Origin of the sequence: Streptomyces sp. NBC_00096 (assembly GCF_045041305.1) — a bacterium.
GTDB lineage: Bacteria > Actinomycetota > Actinomycetes > Streptomycetales > Streptomycetaceae > Streptomyces.
Genome location: NZ_CP108221.1, coordinates 6,349,414 through 6,366,140, shown reverse-complemented (window position 1 = coordinate 6,366,140; position 16,727 = coordinate 6,349,414). Strand labels below are relative to the sequence as shown.

16 protein-coding genes are annotated in these 16,727 nt (G+C 74.1%); 8 read left to right on the top strand and 8 right to left on the bottom strand.

Annotation, left to right across the window (positions count from 1 at the left end; all coding sequences use genetic code 11):
- Window positions 1-44: 44 nt before the first annotated feature.
- A complete protein-coding gene (locus OG904_RS28295; protein WP_405495707.1) occupies window positions 45-1,478 on the bottom strand; it encodes an ROK family protein in 1,434 nt (477 codons plus the stop codon).
- Between the two features lie 43 nt (window positions 1,479-1,521).
- Complete coding sequence (locus OG904_RS28290) at window positions 1,522-2,208, bottom strand: alpha-ketoglutarate-dependent dioxygenase AlkB family protein (RefSeq protein WP_405495705.1); 687 nt, start codon at window positions 2,206-2,208, stop codon at window positions 1,522-1,524.
- Between the two features lie 44 nt (window positions 2,209-2,252).
- On the opposite strand from OG904_RS28290, the gene OG904_RS28285 reads away from it, so the two are divergent.
- From OG904_RS28285 to OG904_RS28275, 3 genes are all read left to right on the top strand, one after another.
- The gene (locus OG904_RS28285; protein ID WP_405495703.1) at window positions 2,253-3,005 is read left to right on the top strand and encodes a maleylpyruvate isomerase family mycothiol-dependent enzyme; all 753 of its coding nucleotides are present in this window, start codon (window positions 2,253-2,255) and stop codon (window positions 3,003-3,005) included.
- Between the two features lie 110 nt (window positions 3,006-3,115).
- Window positions 3,116-3,367 carry a DUF6332 family protein gene (locus tag OG904_RS28280; protein ID WP_405495701.1) on the top strand — a complete coding sequence of 84 codons (252 nt, stop codon included), beginning with the start codon at window positions 3,116-3,118 and terminating at the stop codon, window positions 3,365-3,367.
- Window positions 3,368-3,459: 92 nt separating this feature from the next.
- Entirely contained in the window at window positions 3,460-4,083 is a 624-nt protein-coding gene (locus OG904_RS28275; RefSeq protein WP_405495699.1) for a histidine phosphatase family protein, read from the top strand.
- Between the two features lie 118 nt (window positions 4,084-4,201).
- Here the strand turns inward: OG904_RS28275 and OG904_RS28270 are convergent, their stop codons facing one another.
- Window positions 4,202-5,176, bottom strand: coding sequence for a spherulation-specific family 4 protein (locus OG904_RS28270; protein ID WP_405495697.1), 975 nt, complete (start codon window positions 5,174-5,176; stop codon window positions 4,202-4,204).
- A 307-nt stretch (window positions 5,177-5,483) separates the two neighbouring features.
- Window positions 5,484-6,182: a TetR/AcrR family transcriptional regulator gene (locus tag OG904_RS28265; protein ID WP_405495695.1), complete on the bottom strand. Its 699-nt coding sequence runs from the start codon at window positions 6,180-6,182 to the stop codon at window positions 5,484-5,486.
- A 148-nt stretch (window positions 6,183-6,330) separates the two neighbouring features.
- Here OG904_RS28265 and OG904_RS28260 point away from each other — a divergent pair, with 148 nt between their 5' ends.
- Window positions 6,331-6,789, top strand: coding sequence for a nitroreductase family deazaflavin-dependent oxidoreductase (locus OG904_RS28260; RefSeq protein WP_405495693.1), 459 nt, complete (start codon window positions 6,331-6,333; stop codon window positions 6,787-6,789).
- Between the two features lie 193 nt (window positions 6,790-6,982).
- Here the strand turns inward: OG904_RS28260 and OG904_RS28255 are convergent, their stop codons facing one another.
- Window positions 6,983-8,227, bottom strand: a complete 1,245-nt coding sequence (locus OG904_RS28255; RefSeq protein ID WP_405498321.1) for a geranylgeranyl reductase family protein — start codon at window positions 8,225-8,227, stop codon at window positions 6,983-6,985.
- 273 nt (window positions 8,228-8,500) lie between these two features.
- On the opposite strand from OG904_RS28255, the gene OG904_RS28250 reads away from it, so the two are divergent.
- Entirely contained in the window at window positions 8,501-9,865 is a 1,365-nt protein-coding gene (locus tag OG904_RS28250; protein ID WP_405495691.1) for a dipeptidase, read from the top strand.
- A 281-nt stretch (window positions 9,866-10,146) separates the two neighbouring features.
- On the opposite strand, the gene OG904_RS28245 is transcribed toward OG904_RS28250, so the two are convergent.
- Window positions 10,147-11,187 carry an NUDIX domain-containing protein gene (locus tag OG904_RS28245; protein ID WP_405495689.1) on the bottom strand — a complete coding sequence of 347 codons (1,041 nt, stop codon included), beginning with the start codon at window positions 11,185-11,187 and terminating at the stop codon, window positions 10,147-10,149.
- A 206-nt stretch (window positions 11,188-11,393) separates the two neighbouring features.
- Between OG904_RS28245 and OG904_RS28240 the strand changes: the two genes are divergently transcribed.
- On the top strand, window positions 11,394-12,386 hold the full coding sequence (locus OG904_RS28240; RefSeq protein ID WP_405498319.1) for a LacI family DNA-binding transcriptional regulator: 993 nt from the start codon (window positions 11,394-11,396) through the stop codon (window positions 12,384-12,386).
- Here OG904_RS28240 and OG904_RS28235 read toward each other — a convergent pair.
- Window positions 12,376-12,675 carry a hypothetical protein gene (locus OG904_RS28235; RefSeq protein ID WP_405495687.1) on the bottom strand — a complete coding sequence of 100 codons (300 nt, stop codon included), beginning with the start codon at window positions 12,673-12,675 and terminating at the stop codon, window positions 12,376-12,378. The two genes, OG904_RS28240 and OG904_RS28235, sit on opposite strands and share 11 nt — an antisense overlap.
- A 191-nt stretch (window positions 12,676-12,866) precedes the next feature.
- Here OG904_RS28235 and OG904_RS28230 point away from each other — a divergent pair, with 191 nt between their 5' ends.
- Window positions 12,867-14,963 (top strand): WD40 repeat domain-containing protein, encoded by a 2,097-nt coding sequence (locus OG904_RS28230; protein WP_405495685.1) that lies wholly within the window; start codon window positions 12,867-12,869, stop codon window positions 14,961-14,963.
- Window positions 14,900-15,205, top strand: a complete 306-nt coding sequence (locus OG904_RS28225; RefSeq protein ID WP_405495683.1) for a WD40 repeat domain-containing protein — start codon at window positions 14,900-14,902, stop codon at window positions 15,203-15,205. Before OG904_RS28230 ends, OG904_RS28225 begins: the two co-directional genes overlap by 64 nt.
- Window positions 15,206-15,275: 70 nt before the next feature.
- Here OG904_RS28225 and OG904_RS28220 read toward each other — a convergent pair whose 3' ends face one another.
- Window positions 15,276-16,574, bottom strand: a complete 1,299-nt coding sequence (locus tag OG904_RS28220) for a DUF6986 family protein (protein ID WP_405495681.1) — start codon at window positions 16,572-16,574, stop codon at window positions 15,276-15,278.
- Between the last annotated feature and the right edge of the window lie 153 nt (window positions 16,575-16,727).

Genomic DNA, 16,727 nt, shown 5'->3' with positions numbered 1-16,727 from the left:
CGGATCTTGCCGGCCCGGCAAGATCCGAAAGGAACGGCCCGGTGTCAGGCCGCCGCCCCCAGGGTCCCCAGGGGGTCGTCCAGGACCGGCTGCCACGCCAGTTCGGCGGCGCCGACCAGGCTGTTGTGGTCGAGCGTGCAGGGCAGGATCGGCACGCCTCCGCTGCGCCCCCACAGACTGCGGTCCGCGACCACCGCGCGCAGCCGCTCCGGGTCGGCGTGGAGCAGCTCGCGGTGCAGCCCGCCCAGGATGATCCGGTCCGGATTGAGGATGTTCACCAGCCCCGCGAGGCCCAGGCCCAGGCGGTCGATGAGCTCCTCCGTGGCCGCCCGCACCCCCGGCTCCGCGTACTCCTCGCGCAGCAGGTCCCGGGCCTGCTGGAGCAGCGACACCTCGGGGCCGGGCGTGCGGCCGGCGGCGGTGAGGAAGGCCAGCGGGTCGGCCTCCACGTCGAGACAGCCGCGGCTGCCGCAGTGGCAGGGCCGCCCCTCCGGGTTCACGGTGAGGTGGCCGACCTCCAGGGCCAGGCCCGAACTCCCGCTGTGCAGACGGCCGTCCAGGACGAGCGCCCCACCGACCCCGCGGTGCCCGGTGGCCACGCACAGCAGGTGCTGGGCGCTGCGGCCGGCGCCGTGGCGGTGCTCGGCGAGTGCGGCGAGGTTGACGTCGTTGCCGGTCAGCGCCGGTCCGTCGATGCCGGCCGCCTTCACGCAGTCGGCGAAGATGGCGCGTACGGGCGATCCGGCCGGCCAGGCCAGGTGGAGCGGGTTCAGCGCCGTACCCTCCGGCTCCGCGACCGCCGAGGGCACCGCCAGTCCCGCGCCCACGCAGCGCCGACCCGTCTCCGCGAGCAGCGCGGCCCCGGCTTCGACGACCGCGCCGAGCACCTGCGCGGGGTCGGCCGAGACGGGCACCCTGCCGGGGGCCGTGGCCACGATCCGGCCGCCGAGGCCGACCAGGGCGGCCCGGAACCCGTCCGAGTGCACCTGCGCGGCCAGCGCCACCGGGCCGTTCTCGTCCACGGAGAGCCGGTGCGAGGGACGGCCCTGGGCACCGCCGGCCCCGCCGGGGCGGGAGTCGACGCGGATCAGGCCGAGGGCTTCCAGCTCGGCGGCGACGGCTCCGGCGGTGGCGCGGGTGACGCCGAGCTCGGCCGTCAGGACCGCGCGGGTCGGGGCCCGGCCGGTGTGGACCAGCTCCAGCGCCGGGCCGAGCGCGCCGCGGCCCCGCTCCAGCTTGGTGCGCGCGGAGCCGGTGGAGGCAGCGGAGGCAGCGGAGGCGGTGGACGCTTCGGTCCCGGCCGTACCAGCCGCACCGGCCGCACCGGCCGCACCGGCCATCCGGGCCGTACCCTCCGCGCCGGCCGTACCTTCCGCGCCGGCCGTTTCTTCCGCCCCGGCCGCGCCAGCCGTGCCGTCCGTCCCAGCGGACACCGTGGTCACATCCCCCACCCGCCGCGGGGCCCCGTTGCCGTTCATGACAGCGATCCTCGCATGATCGGGGCGCCGAGGACGCCGCCCGCTAGCCGAGCCCGCCGACCCGGAGTGTGATGTTCAGCCGCCCGGTCAGGCCGAGGCCGGGCGGGGCGGTGCCGGGCAGGACTTTCGGCACCCCGTGATAGGCCCGTCGGACCGGCCCGCCGAAGACGAACAGATCCCCGCTGCGCAGCTCAACGTCCCGATACGGACGCCCGCGCGACACGGTGTTGCCGAAGCGGAAGAGGCATGAATCACCCAGGCTGAGCGAGACCACCGGGGCCGCGGAGCGCTCTTCGGCGTCGCGGTGCATGCCCATGCGGGAGTCGCCGTCGTAGAAGTTGACCAGGGCGATGTCGTACCCGCCGTCACCGCCCAGGAGATCGAGTGCCCCAGCGGCGCCGTACGCGGCGGCCACGGCACCCCGCCCCAGCCGCGCGAGCCACTCCGGCATCGGCTTGACCGGCGCGCCGTCCCCGTCGACGGCGGCGGTCGCGTACCCGTACGGGTACCAGTGCAGCCCCAGGCACACCTGCCGGGCGGTCATCGTCCCCCCGCCCGGCGTGCGCACGGTGCGCAGCCCGGCGGGCGGCCGGGCCCAGTCGCGGCAGGCCGCCACCAACTCCCGCTGCCGCGAGGGCTCCAGCCAGTCGGGCACGTGCACGGCGCCGGGGACGATCTCGGTCCGCTCCCGCGGGAGGAGCGGGAAGAGGGCGCCGTCCGAGGACTCCATGCCTTTCATTGTGCGCCCCGCGGGAGGGCTGGGAGACTCCCGGCATGGAGATCATCGATTATCTGAAGACCCTGACCCGCGAGGGCCTGCAGCTCGCCGATGCCGCCGAACGGGCCGGTACGCAGGCTCCGGTGCCGACCTGTCCCGAGTGGCGGGTCGCCGATCTGCTGCGCCACACCGGCTCGGTGCACCGCTGGGCGACCGGGTACGTGGCGCAGGGCCTGAGCGCGCGGGCGCCCTTCCCGGATGCTCCGGAACTGGTGGGCGAAGAGCTGCTGGCCTGGTTCCGCGAGGGCCACGCCACGCTGGTGCGCACGCTGACCGGGGCGCCCGCCGACACCCGGTGCTGGACCTTCCTGCCGACGGCGCCGCCCTCGCCGCTGGCCTTCTGGGCGCGGCGCCAGGCGCACGAGACCACCATGCACCGGATGGACGCGGAGGCGGCGCTGGGCGCGGGGTTCGGGGCGGTGGAGGCCCCGTTCGCCGAGGACGGGGTGGACGAGCTGCTCACCGGCTTCCACGCGCGGCCGCAGAGCCGGGTCCGGACGGCGGAGCCCCGGACCATGCGGGTGCGGGCCTCCGACACGGGCGCGGTGTGGACCGTACACCTGTCGCCGGAGCCGGCGCGCACGGTGCGCGGGGACGGGGAAGGGGACGGCGGGGCGGCCGACTGCACGCTGACGGGCGAGGCTGCCTGGCTCTACTCGGCACTGTGGAACCGGCAGCCGCTCACGGGGCCCGGGGTGACGGGTGACGCGGAACTGGCGCGACTCTGGGCCGACACCGCGGGAATCTGAACCGGGGGAATCCGAACCGCAGGTATCGAACCGCAGGTATGTGAACCGCAGGGATCTGGACAGCCGGAGGCACCCTTGTGGCGGTGCGGCTCCCCGGTGACACTGCGGGCATGGGGCGACGGAGCCAGGCCGACCGGGACGCGATCACCATCGAGATCGTCTACGCGTTCATCAGCGGCGGCATCGCGGCAGCCCTCGTCTTCGCCGCGGTGTACGCCCCGGCCCTGGCCTTCGACCTCTCCCCCGCCACCGGCAGGACCCTGGCGACGGTGGGTGGCGCCCTGGGTGCGACGGCGTTCGCGCTCCGCGCCACCCACCTCCTGTGGCGCTTCTCCCGCCGCCCGCAGGACGAGGACCGCTGAAGCGCGTCCCTTCGACGGGTGGGGGAACCGGGACTGGAGGAAGCGGCGTCCCTGGGTGCACAAGATCGTTGGCGCGCGCAGAGGAGTTCACGATGACCGGCACAGCCACCCGATACCTCTATTTGGTCCGGCACGGTGAGGCCGTGTCGGAGGAGAGCGGGCTGACTGAGGACGGCCGCCGGCAAGCCGTGCTGCTCGGGCAGCGCCTCCAGGACGTCCCCTTCGCAGCCGTTCACCACGGTCCGCTGCCCCGGGCGGAGCAGACCGCACGTCTGATCGGCGACCAGCTGGAGTCCGTTCCCCTCCGCGTCTCGGAAGTGGCCGGTGACTACGTTCCTTACATGCCGGTGAGGGACGAGCTCCCGGCGGAGTCGGCAGACTTCTTCCTCCGCTTCCTCGCTGATGTCACCGACGAGGAGCGGGAGCACGGATCCGCGCTGGCCGGGCAGGCGCTGGACGTGTTCACCGGGCCGGTGGACGGCGAACAGGACCGGCACGAACTGGTCGTCACCCACAACTTCCTCGTCGCCTGGCTTGTCCGGGATGCCATGCATGCGCCGAAGTGGCGCTGGCTCGGCCTCAACCACGGCAACGCCGCACTTACGGTCATCCGATATGCGCCCGGCCGGCCGGCCTCCGTCCTCATCTCCAACGACATGCGGCACCTCCCCGCCGAGCTCCGCTGGACCGGCTTTCCCCCCGAATCGCACATCTGAAGGTGGCGGCCACGCCCACTCCAGCTCCTGGACCGGCCCGCATGGGATCACCGACTCGGGGCGGGGCGTGGGGCGGCTCCTCGTCGGGATCAACGCCTTCGGGCGGCCGGAGTCCGGCTCACCCCAGGCCGGACGCGTACACCGTCTGGGGGCGGTACTTCCAACTGGGCTGGGCGTTCCAGGGGTTCGGCATCCGCGCGCTGGTGGCGTAGGCGTAGCCCGCGCCGCGTTCGAAGGCCGTACGGAGCGTGCCGCGCATCGCGGAGGCGTCCGGGACGTCGTGGACCAGGTGCCAGAACGCGGTCCCGCTCGGGTCCAGTTCGGCTCCCGAGCGGTAGCCGGTGAGCGCGCTGAAGACGTTGCCGCCGAGCCAGCCGCCGCCCGTGTAAGCCGCGTACGTGTCCTCGAAGGTGACGAACACGTCGGCGGTGCGGTGGCCGGGCTCCAGGTAGCAGTCGGCGATGGCCGTTCCGGGGTTGTTGACGACCAGCTCCGCGGAGCCGGGGGCGGCCGCTTCCATGGTGTCCTGGACGTAGCGGCGCAGTTCCGCGTAACGGTCGCGGGTGGCGTTGGCCGGGCCGCAGTCGCGGCTGACGACGTCGAAGAAGATGCCGTCCACGTGGAGGCGGCCGTCACCGCCGTCAGCGGGCTTGAGGTAGTTGTCCACGGAGGCCTTCACGGCGGCGAGGTCACGGTTGCCGTGGTCGGTGTGGACGTAGCCCAGCACCTTGGTCCTCTCGCCGGTGGCGGTGGTGCCGGTGCGCAGGGCGTCGGCCCGGGCCCTCCAGGAGGCGTCGAACGGGGAGTCGCCGTTGCCCGGGTTGAGGACCACCACGGAGGCGGCCGGGCCGGTGGCGGTGAGTTCGACGAGCATCGGGTCGTCGGCCCACACGTAGGCCGGGACGGCTATCTCGAGGCCCCGTACGCCGGGCGCCCGGGGCGTCGGTCTCACCTGGGGGGTGGGGGCGGGCGCCAGGGCGGCGGCCGCGGCCCGGACCGGGCCCTGGGTCGCCGATGCGGTGACCGCGGGCGCCGGCGCGGCGAGTAAGAGGGTGGCGAGCACAGCGTAAACGGCCTTCGCGGCGCGGTTCATGACTGCTCCTCGGGCCACGGCGGGTGCCGGGGCGGATGCGGGGGCCAGGGGTGCCACGGGAACGCGACCCGAGGAACACTAGACGGGCGGCCGGGCGCACCAGGGCCGAATCCTCTGCTTCGGTATGAGGAACTGACAAGCGAACTTTCGCCCCCTCGGTAGCTCACGCCCCGCCGCCACGCCTCGCCCCCTCGCCCCCATGCCTCGCCCCCTCGCCCCCGCGCCTCGCCCCCGCACCGGCCCGCACCCCGCCCGCCCCACCGGCCCGCGCCCCGGCCCAATGTCAGCCGCCGCCCCGGCCGGCCCGTCACACGGCGGGCAGCCCGACCCCGTGCGCCAGCTGGCCGGCCGCGTGCGTGAAGAAGGTGGCACGGTCTTCGACGACGCGGGTGAACCGGCCGAACAGCTCGAAGGAGATCAGCCCGAAGAGCTGCGCCCAGGCGGCGACCAGGGCCGCGGCGACCTCGGGGGGCAGGCCCTCGGCGAACTGCCCGGCCATCCGGACGGCTTCGGGGCGCAGCTCGGCGGGGAGCGGTGGGAGGGCGAGGCCACGGCCCTCGTAGGCGGCGCGGACGATGGCGATGCAGGCGTTGCCCACGCGGGAGGCCGGACCGATGGTGTCGAGCGGGGCGGTGTAGCCGGGGACGGGTGAGCCGTAGATGAGCGCGTACTCGTGCGGATGATCCAGCGCCCAGGTGCGGACGGCCTCGCAGACCGCGATCCAGCGGGCGCGGGGCGCGGCGCCGGCGGTGAGCGAACGGGCGTCGGCTTCTTCGGCGGCGGCGCCGACGCTGTCGTAGGCGTCGACGATGAGCGCGGTGAGCAACTCGTCGCGGCTGGGGAAGTAGCGGTAGAGGGCGGAGGAGACCATGCCCAGCTCGCGGGCGACGGCGCGCAGTGAGAGTTTGGCGGCGCCCTCGGCCGCGAGTGCGCGGCGCGCCTCGTCCTTGATGGCGGCGGTGACTTCGATGCGGGCTCGTTCCCTGGCCCCTCGCACGGTGCTCATGGGGATCAGTGTGCCACGCATGCAGAGCACTGCCCAAGAATGGAAGCGCCGATCCATTTCGAGAGCACTGCTCTTGTTTTGGGGCAGTGATCCGTGCACACTGATCTCAAGCGAGAGCACTGCTCTCCAAAACTCCCCGGAGGCCGCCATGGACACGCCCGCCCCGTACTACCTGAAGGCCGGCCCGCTCGACACCCGCTTCAACGCCCTTCTCGGCAAGCTCGCCCGTGTCGGGATCAGCCTGGCCGGAACCGCCGAGCTCTCGGTACGCGGCCGCACGTCCGGCCAGATGCAGCGGATCCCGGTGAACCCGTACACCCAGGACGGCACCCAGTACCTGGTCTCCGCCCGCGGCCACTCCCAGTGGGTGCGCAACATGCGCGCGGCGGGCGGCGGCGAGCTCCGCGTGGGCCGCAAGGTGCGCGCCTTCACCGTCACCGAGCTCAGCGACCCCGCCGAGAAGGCCGTCGTCCTGCGCGGCTACCTGAAGAAGTGGGGCTGGGAGGTCAACCGGTTCTTCAAGGGGGTCACCGTGAACTCCTCGGAGTCCGAGCTGCGGGCGGCGGCCACCGACCACCCGGTCTTCCGCATCACGATCGCCCCCTGACCCCGGCCGGTCCCGCGCCCGCACCCCGCGTCCCAGGCCCGCCGCCGGGCGCCCCGGCCCGCACCCCGCCCCGGCCCGTGCCGTACGGACCGCCCCGAAATGCGGCGGCGGCCCCGCCGGCACACCGGCAGGACCGCCACACTCCGCACCACGGTGCTCCCACCGCTCCCGCTCCCCCACCGGGGAGCCGGCCTCAGCCCTGGTCGCCGGACCGGCCCCGGCTCCGCGCCTGCCTGGCGTCGAGCAGGTGCAGCCCCTTGCGCGCCAGCGGGTACGTACGCACCATGTCGGCCAGCGTCAGCGAGCCGCGCGTGATCCGGGCGAAGGCCAGCCACGCGGGCCGGAAGCCGGTGATCGCCGCGTGCAGCAGCCCCGGCTTGGCCTCGAACACGGTCAGCATCCGCTTGCCGACGCCCATCTCCACACCGAGCCCGGCCTTGACGGCGAAGGCGTAGTTGAGGGCCTGGCGGCGCGCGTCCACCGCGTCCGGCGACTCGGAGATCTTCACGGCCCACTCCCCCGCGAGCCGCCCCGAGCGCAGCGCGAAGGAGATTCCCTCCCGGGTCCACGGCTCCAGCAGTCCGGCCGCGTCGCCCGCGACCAGCACCCGCCCGCGCGAGAGCGGCGATCCGGGCTTGCGGCACCGGGTCAAGTGCCCGGAGGAGACGGCGGGTTCGAAACCGGACAGGCCCAGCCTGGCGATGAAGTCGTCCAGGTACCGCTTGGTCGCGGCGCCTTCGCCCTTCGCCGAGATGACCCCGACGGTGAGTGTGTCGCCCTTGGGGAAGACCCAGCCGTAGCTGCCGGGCAGGGGGCCCCAGTCGATGAGGACCCGGCCCTTCCAGTCCGCGGCGACCGTGTCCGGCACCGGGATCTCCGCTTCGAGACCGAGGTCGACCTGGTCCATCTCGACCCCGACGTGCGCGCCGATCCGGCTCGCACTCCCGTCCGCGCCGACCACGGCCCGGGCCAGCACGGTCTCGCCGTCGGCTAGCACCACCGCGACCGTCCGCCGGTCGGGCACGGACGCCCCGTGCTGTTCGACCCGCGATACGGCCGTACCCGTACGGACCGTCGCGCCGGCCTTCTCCGCCTCGGCGACCAGCGCCGCGTCGAACTCGGGCCGGTTGATCAGCCCGAACAGCATCTGCTTCGAACGCCGGGTCCGGTGGAACCTCCCGTCCAGCGAGAAGGTGACCGCGTGGATGCGGTCCTTGAAGGGCAGCACGAAACCGGGCGGCAGCGCATCGCGCGAGGGGCCGATGATGCCTCCGCCGCAGGTCTTGTACCGGGGCAGTTCTGCCTTCTCCAACAGCAGAACGCGCCGTCCGGCGGCCGCCGCCGCGTGCGCGGCCGAGGACCCGGCGGGCCCGGCCCCGACCACGACCACGTCCCAGACCTCACCCGCCCCGTCCACCTCGCCGGTCCCCCCGGCCACTTCCGCGTCCGCCCCCTGAGCGGCCTGCCCTGCTGCCGCGTCGCGTACGCCGCCGCTGTCGCTCTCGTCGCTGCTCACGATGTGCTGCTGCTCCTGATCATGCGGTTCATGCCGTTGCTCCGATGCCGGGGAAATCCTACGGCGCGAGACCGACTGCCCCGTTGTGCGAGGATCGGGACAGTCTTTTGCCGTAGTCCGCATACGCACACCCCGCGCATGCGGGCCGCGTACACGTACACGTACACCAACGTCGCACCCAAGAGGAGCGTGCCCATGCCGTCTCATCCGATCGCCGAGACCGTCGCCTCGCTGATGCCCCGCGCCAAGCAGGAGCTGTCCGAGCTGGTGGCTTTCCAGTCGGTGGCGGACTGGGCACAGTTCCCCCAGAGCGAGAGCCAGGCCGCCGCGAACTGGGTGGCCGACGCGCTGCGCACCGAGGGCTTCGAGGACGTGGCGCTGCTCGACACCCCGGACGGCACCCAGTCGGTGTACGGGTACCTGCCCGGTCCGGCGGACGCCCCGACGGTCCTGCTGTACGCGCACTACGACGTGCAGCCCCCGCTGGACGACGCGGCCTGGATCTCCCCCGCCTTCGAGCTGACCGAGCGCGACGGCCGCTGGTACGGCCGTGGCACGGCCGACTGCAAGGGCGGGTTCATCCTGCACCTGCTCGCGCTGCGCGCGCTGAAGGCCAACGGCGGCGTCCCGGTGAACGTGAAGGTGATCGTCGAGGGTTCCGAGGAGCAGGGCACCGGCGGCCTCCAGCAGTACGCGACGGCCCACCCCGAACTGCTGGCCGCCGACGCCGTCGTGATCGGTGACGCGGGCAACTTCCGTACGGGTCTGCCCACGGTCACCGCGACCCTGCGCGGAATGTGCCTGCTGAAGGTCAAGATCGACACCCTGGGCGGCAATCTGCATTCCGGCATGTTCGGCGGTGTCGCCCCCGACGCGATGGCCGCGCTGATCCAGCTGCTGGCCTCGCTGCGCGCGCCGGACGGGTCGACCACGGTCGACGGGCTGGCCTCGGACAGGGTGTGGGAGGGACTCCAGTACCCGGAGGCCGACTTCCGTTCCGACGCGAAGGTGCTGGACGGGGTCGAGCTGATCGGCGAGGGCACGATCGCGGACCGGCTGTGGGCCCGGCCCGCGGTCACCGTGCTGGCCATCGACTCCCCTCCGCTGGTCGGCGCGACCCCGTCGGTGCACGCGAGCGCGGGCGCGCTGGTGAGCCTGCGGGTGCCGCCCGGCGTGGACACGGCGGACGCGATCAAGCTGCTGGAGGCGCACCTGGTGGCGCACACCCCGTGGAAGGCGCACCTGGAGCTCGAAGTCGTCGGCCAGGGCCAGCCGTTCCAGGGGGCCACCGACAGTCCGGCGTACGCGTCGATGGCGCAGGCCATGGCGGTGGCCTACCCGGGCCAGGTGATGCAGATCAGCGGCATGGGCGGTTCCATCCCGCTGTGCAACACGCTGACTTCGCTGTACCCGGACGCGGAGATGCTGCTCATCGGGCTGAGCGAGCCGGAGGCTCAGATCCACGCGGTGAACGAGAGCGTCTCCCCCGAGGAGCTGGAGCGGCTGTCGGTCACCGAGGCGCTGTTCCTCCTCAACTACGCCGAGTCCAAGCGCGCCTGACGCCGGCCGGCGGTCCTCCCGGCGGTCGGCCCAAGGCCGCCGGGGGTGGACCGCTTCGGGCGAACTCCGCTCGCGGCGCATCGCCGCCCGCCGGGGCGCGGAGGTGCCGGCGCACGGAGTGGACGCCCCGGTGATCCGCAGGGAACAGCCGGTCCCGGAGCCCGTACTGCCGGACCGGGAACTGTCGCCGTACGCACACCCCCTGGCGGGCCTCCCGGCGGCGCCGGCGGGTCGGACCCGGCGCCCGGTCCGGGGGCGGGCGGCCCCCGCTCGGACGGTGCCTACGGGACCGGCCGTCCCGCCTCCAGGTACGCCGCCCGCCCCCGGTCCCGCGCCCGCAGCGCCCACCGGAGCCGCTCGTACCGCGGCGGCGGCAGCAGCTCCGCGGCCTCCTCCTCCGTCACGAACCGCCACGCCCGCAGCTCCGGCCCGGGCAGCCGCAGCGTCGCGGCCCGCGCCGCCGGGAGCCGGCCGCCGTCGAACAGCAGCCGCAGTCCCCCGTACCCCGCCGGAGGCCCGGGCGGCTCCCAGTCCACGACCAGGAGTTCCGGGAGCGCCTCCAGTACGAGTCCCAGTTCTTCCTCGACCTCCCGCACCCCCGCGCACGCCGGTGCCTCGCCCGCCTCGACGACGCCGCCGGGGAACTCCCACCCCGCCTTGTACGTCGGATCCACCAGCAGCACCCGGTCCGCGTCGTCGAAGAGCAGCACCCCGGCCGCCACCGTCTCGCGCGTCGGCTGCGGGGTCTGCACGATGTCGCAGACCCGGGCCGCGTCGGTGCGCACGGCCTCGGCGATCCTCTCCGCCGTCTCCCGTACGGTCAGGGTGCCGTTGTCGATGACGTGCGCGTCGGCCGTCAGCCAGCCCAGTGCGTGCTGGTAGACCGGTATGTGGTCGTAGGCCCACTGCCGTACCCGCAGGTCCACGTCCGCCGCGGACCCGGGCTCCTCACGTGCCGCGATCCGCTTCCGAAGGATCGTTTCCTCCGGGGCCAGCAGAACGTGCCGCACGGGGATCCTGCGCGCCGCGAGCCCGCCGAAGATCTCGTCCCGGTACTCCTGGCGCAGCAGTGTCATCGGGACCACCAGCACCCCGCCCAGCTCCGCGAGCATCGCCGCGGCCGTGTCCACGACGAGCCGCCGCCAACTCGGCAGGTCCTGGTAGTCGGATACCTCCGCGAGCCGTTTGCGGGGCAGCAGCACGCGCAGCGCGTCACCGATGAACTCCGGGTCGAACAAGGTGCTCTCCGGCAGGAGTCCGGTCAGTTCGCGTGCCGTGCTGCTCTTCCCGGCGCTGAAAGTGCCGTTGATCCAGACAATCACGTCTACCCCTCTCCCGATGCCCCCAAGGGCTTGCCCGCACCACCCTGCCACGGAAACCCCGATGCCCCGCCGAGTGCTTATCCTCAAGGTCAGGGCCCTGTCCGCACCGTCGGGCCCGCACCGCCACAGCGCCCGCCCACCCGGAGGTCCGCCCCGTGCCGCACACCCGCCGCCCGCCCGAGCCCCGCTACGGCAACCGGCCGACCATGAAGGACGTGGCGGCCCGGGCCGGGGTGGGCCTGAAAACGGTGTCGCGCGTGGTCAACGGCGAGCCCGGAGTCACTCCGGACACCGAGAAGCGGGTCCAGGACGCCATCGACGCGCTCGGATTCCGCCGCAACGACAGTGCCCGGGTCCTGCGCAAGGGCCGTACCGCCACCGTGGGACTGGTCCTGGAGGACCTCTCCGACCCCTTCTACGGGCCCCTCAACCGGGCCGTGGAGGAGGTGGCCCGCGCCCACGGCGCGCTGCTCATCAACGGCTCGAGCGCCGAGGACCCGGAGCGGGAGCGGGAGTTGGCGCTCGCGCTGTGCGCCCGCCGGGTGGACGGCCTCGTGGTCATCCCGGCCGGGGACGACCACCGCTATCTGGAGCCGGAGATCCGGGCCGGGGTGGCCACGGTGTTCGTGGACCGTCCGGCGGGCCGGATCGACGCGGACGTCGTCCTGTCCGACAGCTTCGGCGGCGCCCGGGACGGGGTGGCCCACCTGATCGCGGGCGGCCACCGCCGGATCGGCTTCATCGGCGACCATCCGCACATCCACACGTCGACCGAGCGGCTACGGGGCTACCGCGCGGCCATGGCGGACGCCGGACTGCCGGTCTGCGAATCCTGGATCTCCCTCGGTGCGACGGCCCCGGAGCGCGTCTCGGCCGCCGCCCGCCAGATGCTCGGCGGCCCGGACCCGGTCACCGCCCTCTTCGCCGGCAACAACCGCGTGACGGTCACGGCCGTACGCGTGCTCGCGGCCCTGCCCCGCCCGGTGGCACTGGTCGGCTTCGACGACTTCGAGCTCGCCGACCTGCTCACCCCCGGCATCACCGTGATCGCCCAGGACGCGGCGGCCCTGGGCCGGGTGGCCACGGACCGCCTCTTCCAGCGCCTCGCGGGCGCGGACCTCGCCCCGGCCCGCATCGAGCTCCCGACCCGCCTGATCGCCCGCGGCTCGGGCGAGATCCCGCCGGCGGTCACCGGATGAGACCGCGCAGCACGGGGACGGCTCCGCCCGCGGCGCCCAGCCCCGCGAGCACGGCCAGCGCGGCGGGCACCCCGCCGAGATGACTCAGCCCGCCCGCGGTGAACCCGACGAGGACGGCGGCGACCAGTACGACGGCGGCGTGCAGGGTCAGGAGCGGCGGCTCGGGAGGCTGCTCGGGAGGCCGCCGGCGACCGGGATGCCGCGCTTCGGGTTGCCGCGCTTCGGGATGCCGCCGTTCGGAGTGCCGCCGTTCGGGGTGCTGGGATGCGCGTGGCTCCGGTGTGGTCATGCCCCGATTGCAGCGCGCCGGGCACCGCCGCGCTGCACGGGCCGAACGAACCCGTACCGCCGCCGGACGGCACCGGACACCGGCGGCCGGCCGGGGCGTTCCGCGCTGTTCGGGATTGTCCGGCGGAGCCGTGGCACGCCACCCTAGCCTGGGCACCGATGGAGACCACGCCCGGGAACACGCCCGTTTTCATGGATGAACTCGCCGCGTTCGCGGCGGACTTGCGCCAGCTGCGGATCGACCGCGGCAGACCCTCGTACGACGCCATCGCCGCCCGTGCGGAGCGGTCGCAGACCGGGATCCGCCTCCCGAAGGCCACCCAGAGCGACGCGTTCCGCGGCAGACGCCTGCCGGGGCTGGACCGGCTCATGGGCCTGGTGCGGATCCTCCACTCCTACGACGCGTTCGGCCGCGAGCAGCCCGTACCCGCGCACGGGGCGCCCGAGCTGGAGGTCTGGCGCCGCCGCTGGCGCGAGCTGGCCGCCCTGGATGACCCGGGGGCCGGACGCCGTGCCGCCGCTCCCGTAGCGCGTCCGCCGGACCGGTCCCCGACCCCGGTGCGGGGAGCTGCGGCGACCGGGGCTCCGGCTCCCGCGCCGGGCCCGGCGGGTCCGCCCGGCAGGCCCGGCGCGGGTGCGTTCCGGATCGTCCACCGGCTCATCGGACACACCCGTCTGATCTGGCAGCTGGCCTTCTCCCCCGACGGCCGGACCCTGGCCTCCGCGGGCAACGACGGCACTGTCCGGCTGTGGGACGTCTCCGGGGGCCGGGCCGAGGGGGTGCGGGGCAACGGCCACTGGGAGTCCTCCACTTCCGTGATCCATGTCGCCTTCTCCCCCGCCGGCGACCGGCTCCTGGCCCTGCGGGACGACGGCGACGTGGACCTGTGGGACCCGTTGTCATGGTCCACGCTGCGCTCGCCCCGGCCCTGGTCCGGCGACCGGGACCCCGGCAGGCCGGTGTTCGTGGCCGACGGAAGGCTGTTCGGCGTCGTTCGCGAGGGCGACGAGGTGCACGTGCGCGACCTGGACTCGGGCATGCCGGTCGGTCCGCCCCTGGCGGACTGCGGGGGTCTCTCGGAGGTGATCGCCCTCTCCGCGGACGGCCGGCGGCTGGCGGCGACGGACGGGTTCGCCTCCCTGCGGCAATGGGACACGGTCACCGGCCGGCCCGTCGGCCCGGTCATGACCGGGCACTCCGACAACGTGGAAGCACTGGCCTACGCGCCCGATGGCCGGCTGCTGGCCACCGGGAGCCACGATGCGACGGCGCGGCTGTGGGACACCGCGACCGGACGGCAGTCCGGCCCCGCCCTCATCGGGCACGACGACGCCATCAACGCCGTGGCCTTCTCCCCCGACGGACGCCTGCTCGCCACGGCCGGGGGCGACCGGACCGTTCGGCTGTGGGACACCGCGACGGGTGCGCCGGCCGGGCAGCCCCTCGTCGGTCACACCCTCGCGGTCAACGCCGTGGCCTTCTCCCCGGACGGGAGGCTGCTGGCCACCGCGGGCGACGACAAGACCGTTCTGCTGCACCGCACGGGGCCGGATCCCGCCCCGGCACCGGCCCGGGCGAACAGCGGGGCCGCGGCGCTGGCGGCCGTCCTGCGCGAGAGGGTCGCCGTACCGCTGCCGACTCTGCGGCCGGATCCGGCAGAGCCTCGGGACGGCGGTGCGGCGCTCGACCGGGTGGGGTTCTCACCGGACGGTTCGCTGATCGTCGCGGTGAGCGATGCGGACCGGCTGCTCGTGTGGGACCCGGCCACCCGGCGGCAGGTCGCCGATCTCGGCGTGCCGCCCGGGATGCCGGCCTGGGGGGTGGAGTTCGGCCCGGCCGGCGTCCCGCCGGGGATCTGGGCCTCCCGCGGGCTGACGGCCCCGACCGGACCGGCGGACCGTGCCCGGCTGTCCATGGTCGGGCACATGGCGTACTCGCCGGACGGCTCGCTGGTCGCGCTCACCCGTACCGGCGGCACGGTGACGGTGCACGACGCGGCCTCCTTCGCGCAGCGGGGCGGCCCCTTCGAGCCGGGTGAACCGGCCCATGGGGCGGAGGTGCGGTTCTCGCCGGACGGCCGGCTGCTCGCCGTATCGGGGAGCGGGTCCACGTGTGGGACGCGGAGAGCGGCGGTGCCCCCTGCCGGCCGTTCGCCGAAAGGCCGGGCGGGATGCGGGCCGGGTCCGCGTTCGCACCCGGAGGTGGCCCGCTCGCCCTCATCGGCGTGGACGGGGCGGACCTCTCGCTGTGGGACCCGTGGACCGGTGAGGCCCTCGGGTCACTGCTGACGGGGCAGCGGCCGGGCATCAACGGGCTGGCCTTCTCCCCCGGTGGCGGCCTGCTGGCCGCGGCGGGCGACGACGGCGCCCTGCGGCTGTGGGACGCGGCGAGCGGCCGGCTCCTCGCCGGCCTGCTGGACGGCGGCGCGGGAGGCGGCGCCACGTCGGCGGCCTTCTCCCCCGACGGGAGCCTGCTGGCCGCCGCGTGCGAGGACGGCAGCCTGCGGCTCTGGCTGGTCCGTGGGTCCTGAGGCGCCGGAAGGCCCGGCCGGGGGCAGACCGGCCGGGCCTCGTTCAGGGGTGTCGCCCCGGCTCGACCGCTCAGGCGGTCGCCGTCAGGGTCGCCGAGCGGCGCGGGATGGCGAAGGCGTCGAGCTCCGCGCGGGTCAGGCCGGTGAGGGCGGTGACCTCCTCGGTGCCGACGGCACCGCAGTCGAGGCCGCGGACCAGGTAGCCGGCCAGCGCCTTCGCGGTGGCGGGCTCGTCCATGACGTCGCCCTCGATCTTGGCGACGTACGCCTTCAGTCGCGCGGCGGCCGTCTCCAGGCCCTCGCGGTAGAAGACGAAGACGGCCGCGTAGCGGGTCGGCAGGTGCGCCGGGTGCATGTCCCAGCCCTGGTAGTAGGCGCGGGCGAGAGCGCGCCGGGTGAGGCCGTAGTGCAGTTTCCAGGCCTCGTGGACGTGCTCGGTGGTGCCGATCGGCAGGACGTTGGTCGAACCGTCGGAGACGCGTACCCCGGTGCCGGCGGCCGCGACCTGCATGATCGCCTTGGCGTGGTCGGCGGCGGGGTGGTCGCTCGACTGGTAGGCGGCGGAGACGCCGACGCAGGCGCTGTAGTCGAAGGTGCCGTAGTGCAGGCCGGTGGCGCGGCCCTTGGAGGCCTCGATCATCCGGGCGACCGCGGCGGTGCCGTCGGAGGCGAGGATGGACTGGCTGGTCTCGATCTGGATCTCGAAGCCGATCCGGCCCGGGCGCAGCCCGCGGGCGGTCTCGAAGGCCTCCAGCAGCTGCACGAAGGCGGTGACCTGCTCGGGGTACGTGACCTTGGGCAGGGTCAGGACCAGGCCCTCGGGCAGGCCGCCGTGGGCCAGCAGGCCGGAGAGGAAGATGTCGGTGGTCCGGATGCCGCGGTCGCGGACGTTGGACTCCATGCACTTCATGCGGATGCCCATGTACGGGGCGTTCGTGCCGTTGGAGAACGCTTCGGCGACGAGGCGGGCGGCGCGGGCCGCGGCCTGGTCCTCCTCCTCGTCGGAGCGGACTCCGAAGCCGTCCTCGAAGTCGACGCGCAGGTCCTCGATCGGCTCGGAGGCCAGCTTGGCGCGGACGCGGTCGTAGACCGGGACGGCCAGTTCGTCGGAGATGCCCAGTACCTTGGCGAAGGTGGCGGCGTCCGGGGCGTGCTCGTCGAGGGCCGCGAGGGCCTGGTCGCCCCAGGAGCGGATGGTGTCCTCGGCGAAGACGTCACCGGGCACGTAGACCGTGTGGATGGGCTGGCGGGTGCCGGGGTCGCCCGGGTAGTGGCGCGCGAGTTCCGCGTCCACCGGCTTGAGGGAAGCGCTGATGCCCTCGCTGACCGCGCCTGCGAGGCTCGTCGCCACCTTCTCCTGCTGACCCATCGTGCACTCTCCTCTTTTCCGCTTCACGGAATCTTAGATCCGCATTACAGAATTTAGTCACGGGGTTCCGCTCAGTCAATGGTCCCTCCGCCGTCCTGGACAAACGACTCGGGGCCGTGCGGTGAGAAACACCACACGGCCCCGGAGACCACT

Bases quoted from the DNA above. Each gene is read 5' to 3' on its own strand.
- OG904_RS28270 (WP_405495697.1), bottom strand. From the start codon at position 5,176: ATGAACCGCGCCGCGAAGGCCGTTTACGCTGTGCTCGCCACCCTCTTA.
- OG904_RS28275 (WP_405495699.1), top strand. From the start codon at position 3,460: ATGACCGGCACAGCCACCCGATACCTCTATTTGGTCCGGCACGGTGAG.
- OG904_RS28220 (WP_405495681.1), bottom strand. From the start codon at position 16,574: ATGGGTCAGCAGGAGAAGGTGGCGACGAGCCTCGCAGGCGCGGTCAGC.
- OG904_RS28280 (WP_405495701.1), top strand. From the start codon at position 3,116: ATGGGGCGACGGAGCCAGGCCGACCGGGACGCGATCACCATCGAGATC.
- OG904_RS28285 (WP_405495703.1), top strand. From the start codon at position 2,253: ATGGAGATCATCGATTATCTGAAGACCCTGACCCGCGAGGGCCTGCAG.
- OG904_RS28260 (WP_405495693.1), top strand. From the start codon at position 6,331: ATGGACACGCCCGCCCCGTACTACCTGAAGGCCGGCCCGCTCGACACC.
- OG904_RS28240 (WP_405498319.1), top strand. From the start codon at position 11,394: ATGAAGGACGTGGCGGCCCGGGCCGGGGTGGGCCTGAAAACGGTGTCG.
- OG904_RS28295 (WP_405495707.1), bottom strand. From the start codon at position 1,478: ATGAACGGCAACGGGGCCCCGCGGCGGGTGGGGGATGTGACCACGGTG.
- OG904_RS28250 (WP_405495691.1), top strand. From the start codon at position 8,501: ATGCCGTCTCATCCGATCGCCGAGACCGTCGCCTCGCTGATGCCCCGC.
- OG904_RS28290 (WP_405495705.1), bottom strand. From the start codon at position 2,208: ATGGAGTCCTCGGACGGCGCCCTCTTCCCGCTCCTCCCGCGGGAGCGG.
- OG904_RS28265 (WP_405495695.1), bottom strand. From the start codon at position 6,182: ATGAGCACCGTGCGAGGGGCCAGGGAACGAGCCCGCATCGAAGTCACC.
- OG904_RS28230 (WP_405495685.1), top strand. From the start codon at position 12,867: ATGGATGAACTCGCCGCGTTCGCGGCGGACTTGCGCCAGCTGCGGATC.
- OG904_RS28235 (WP_405495687.1), bottom strand. From the start codon at position 12,675: ATGACCACACCGGAGCCACGCGCATCCCAGCACCCCGAACGGCGGCAC.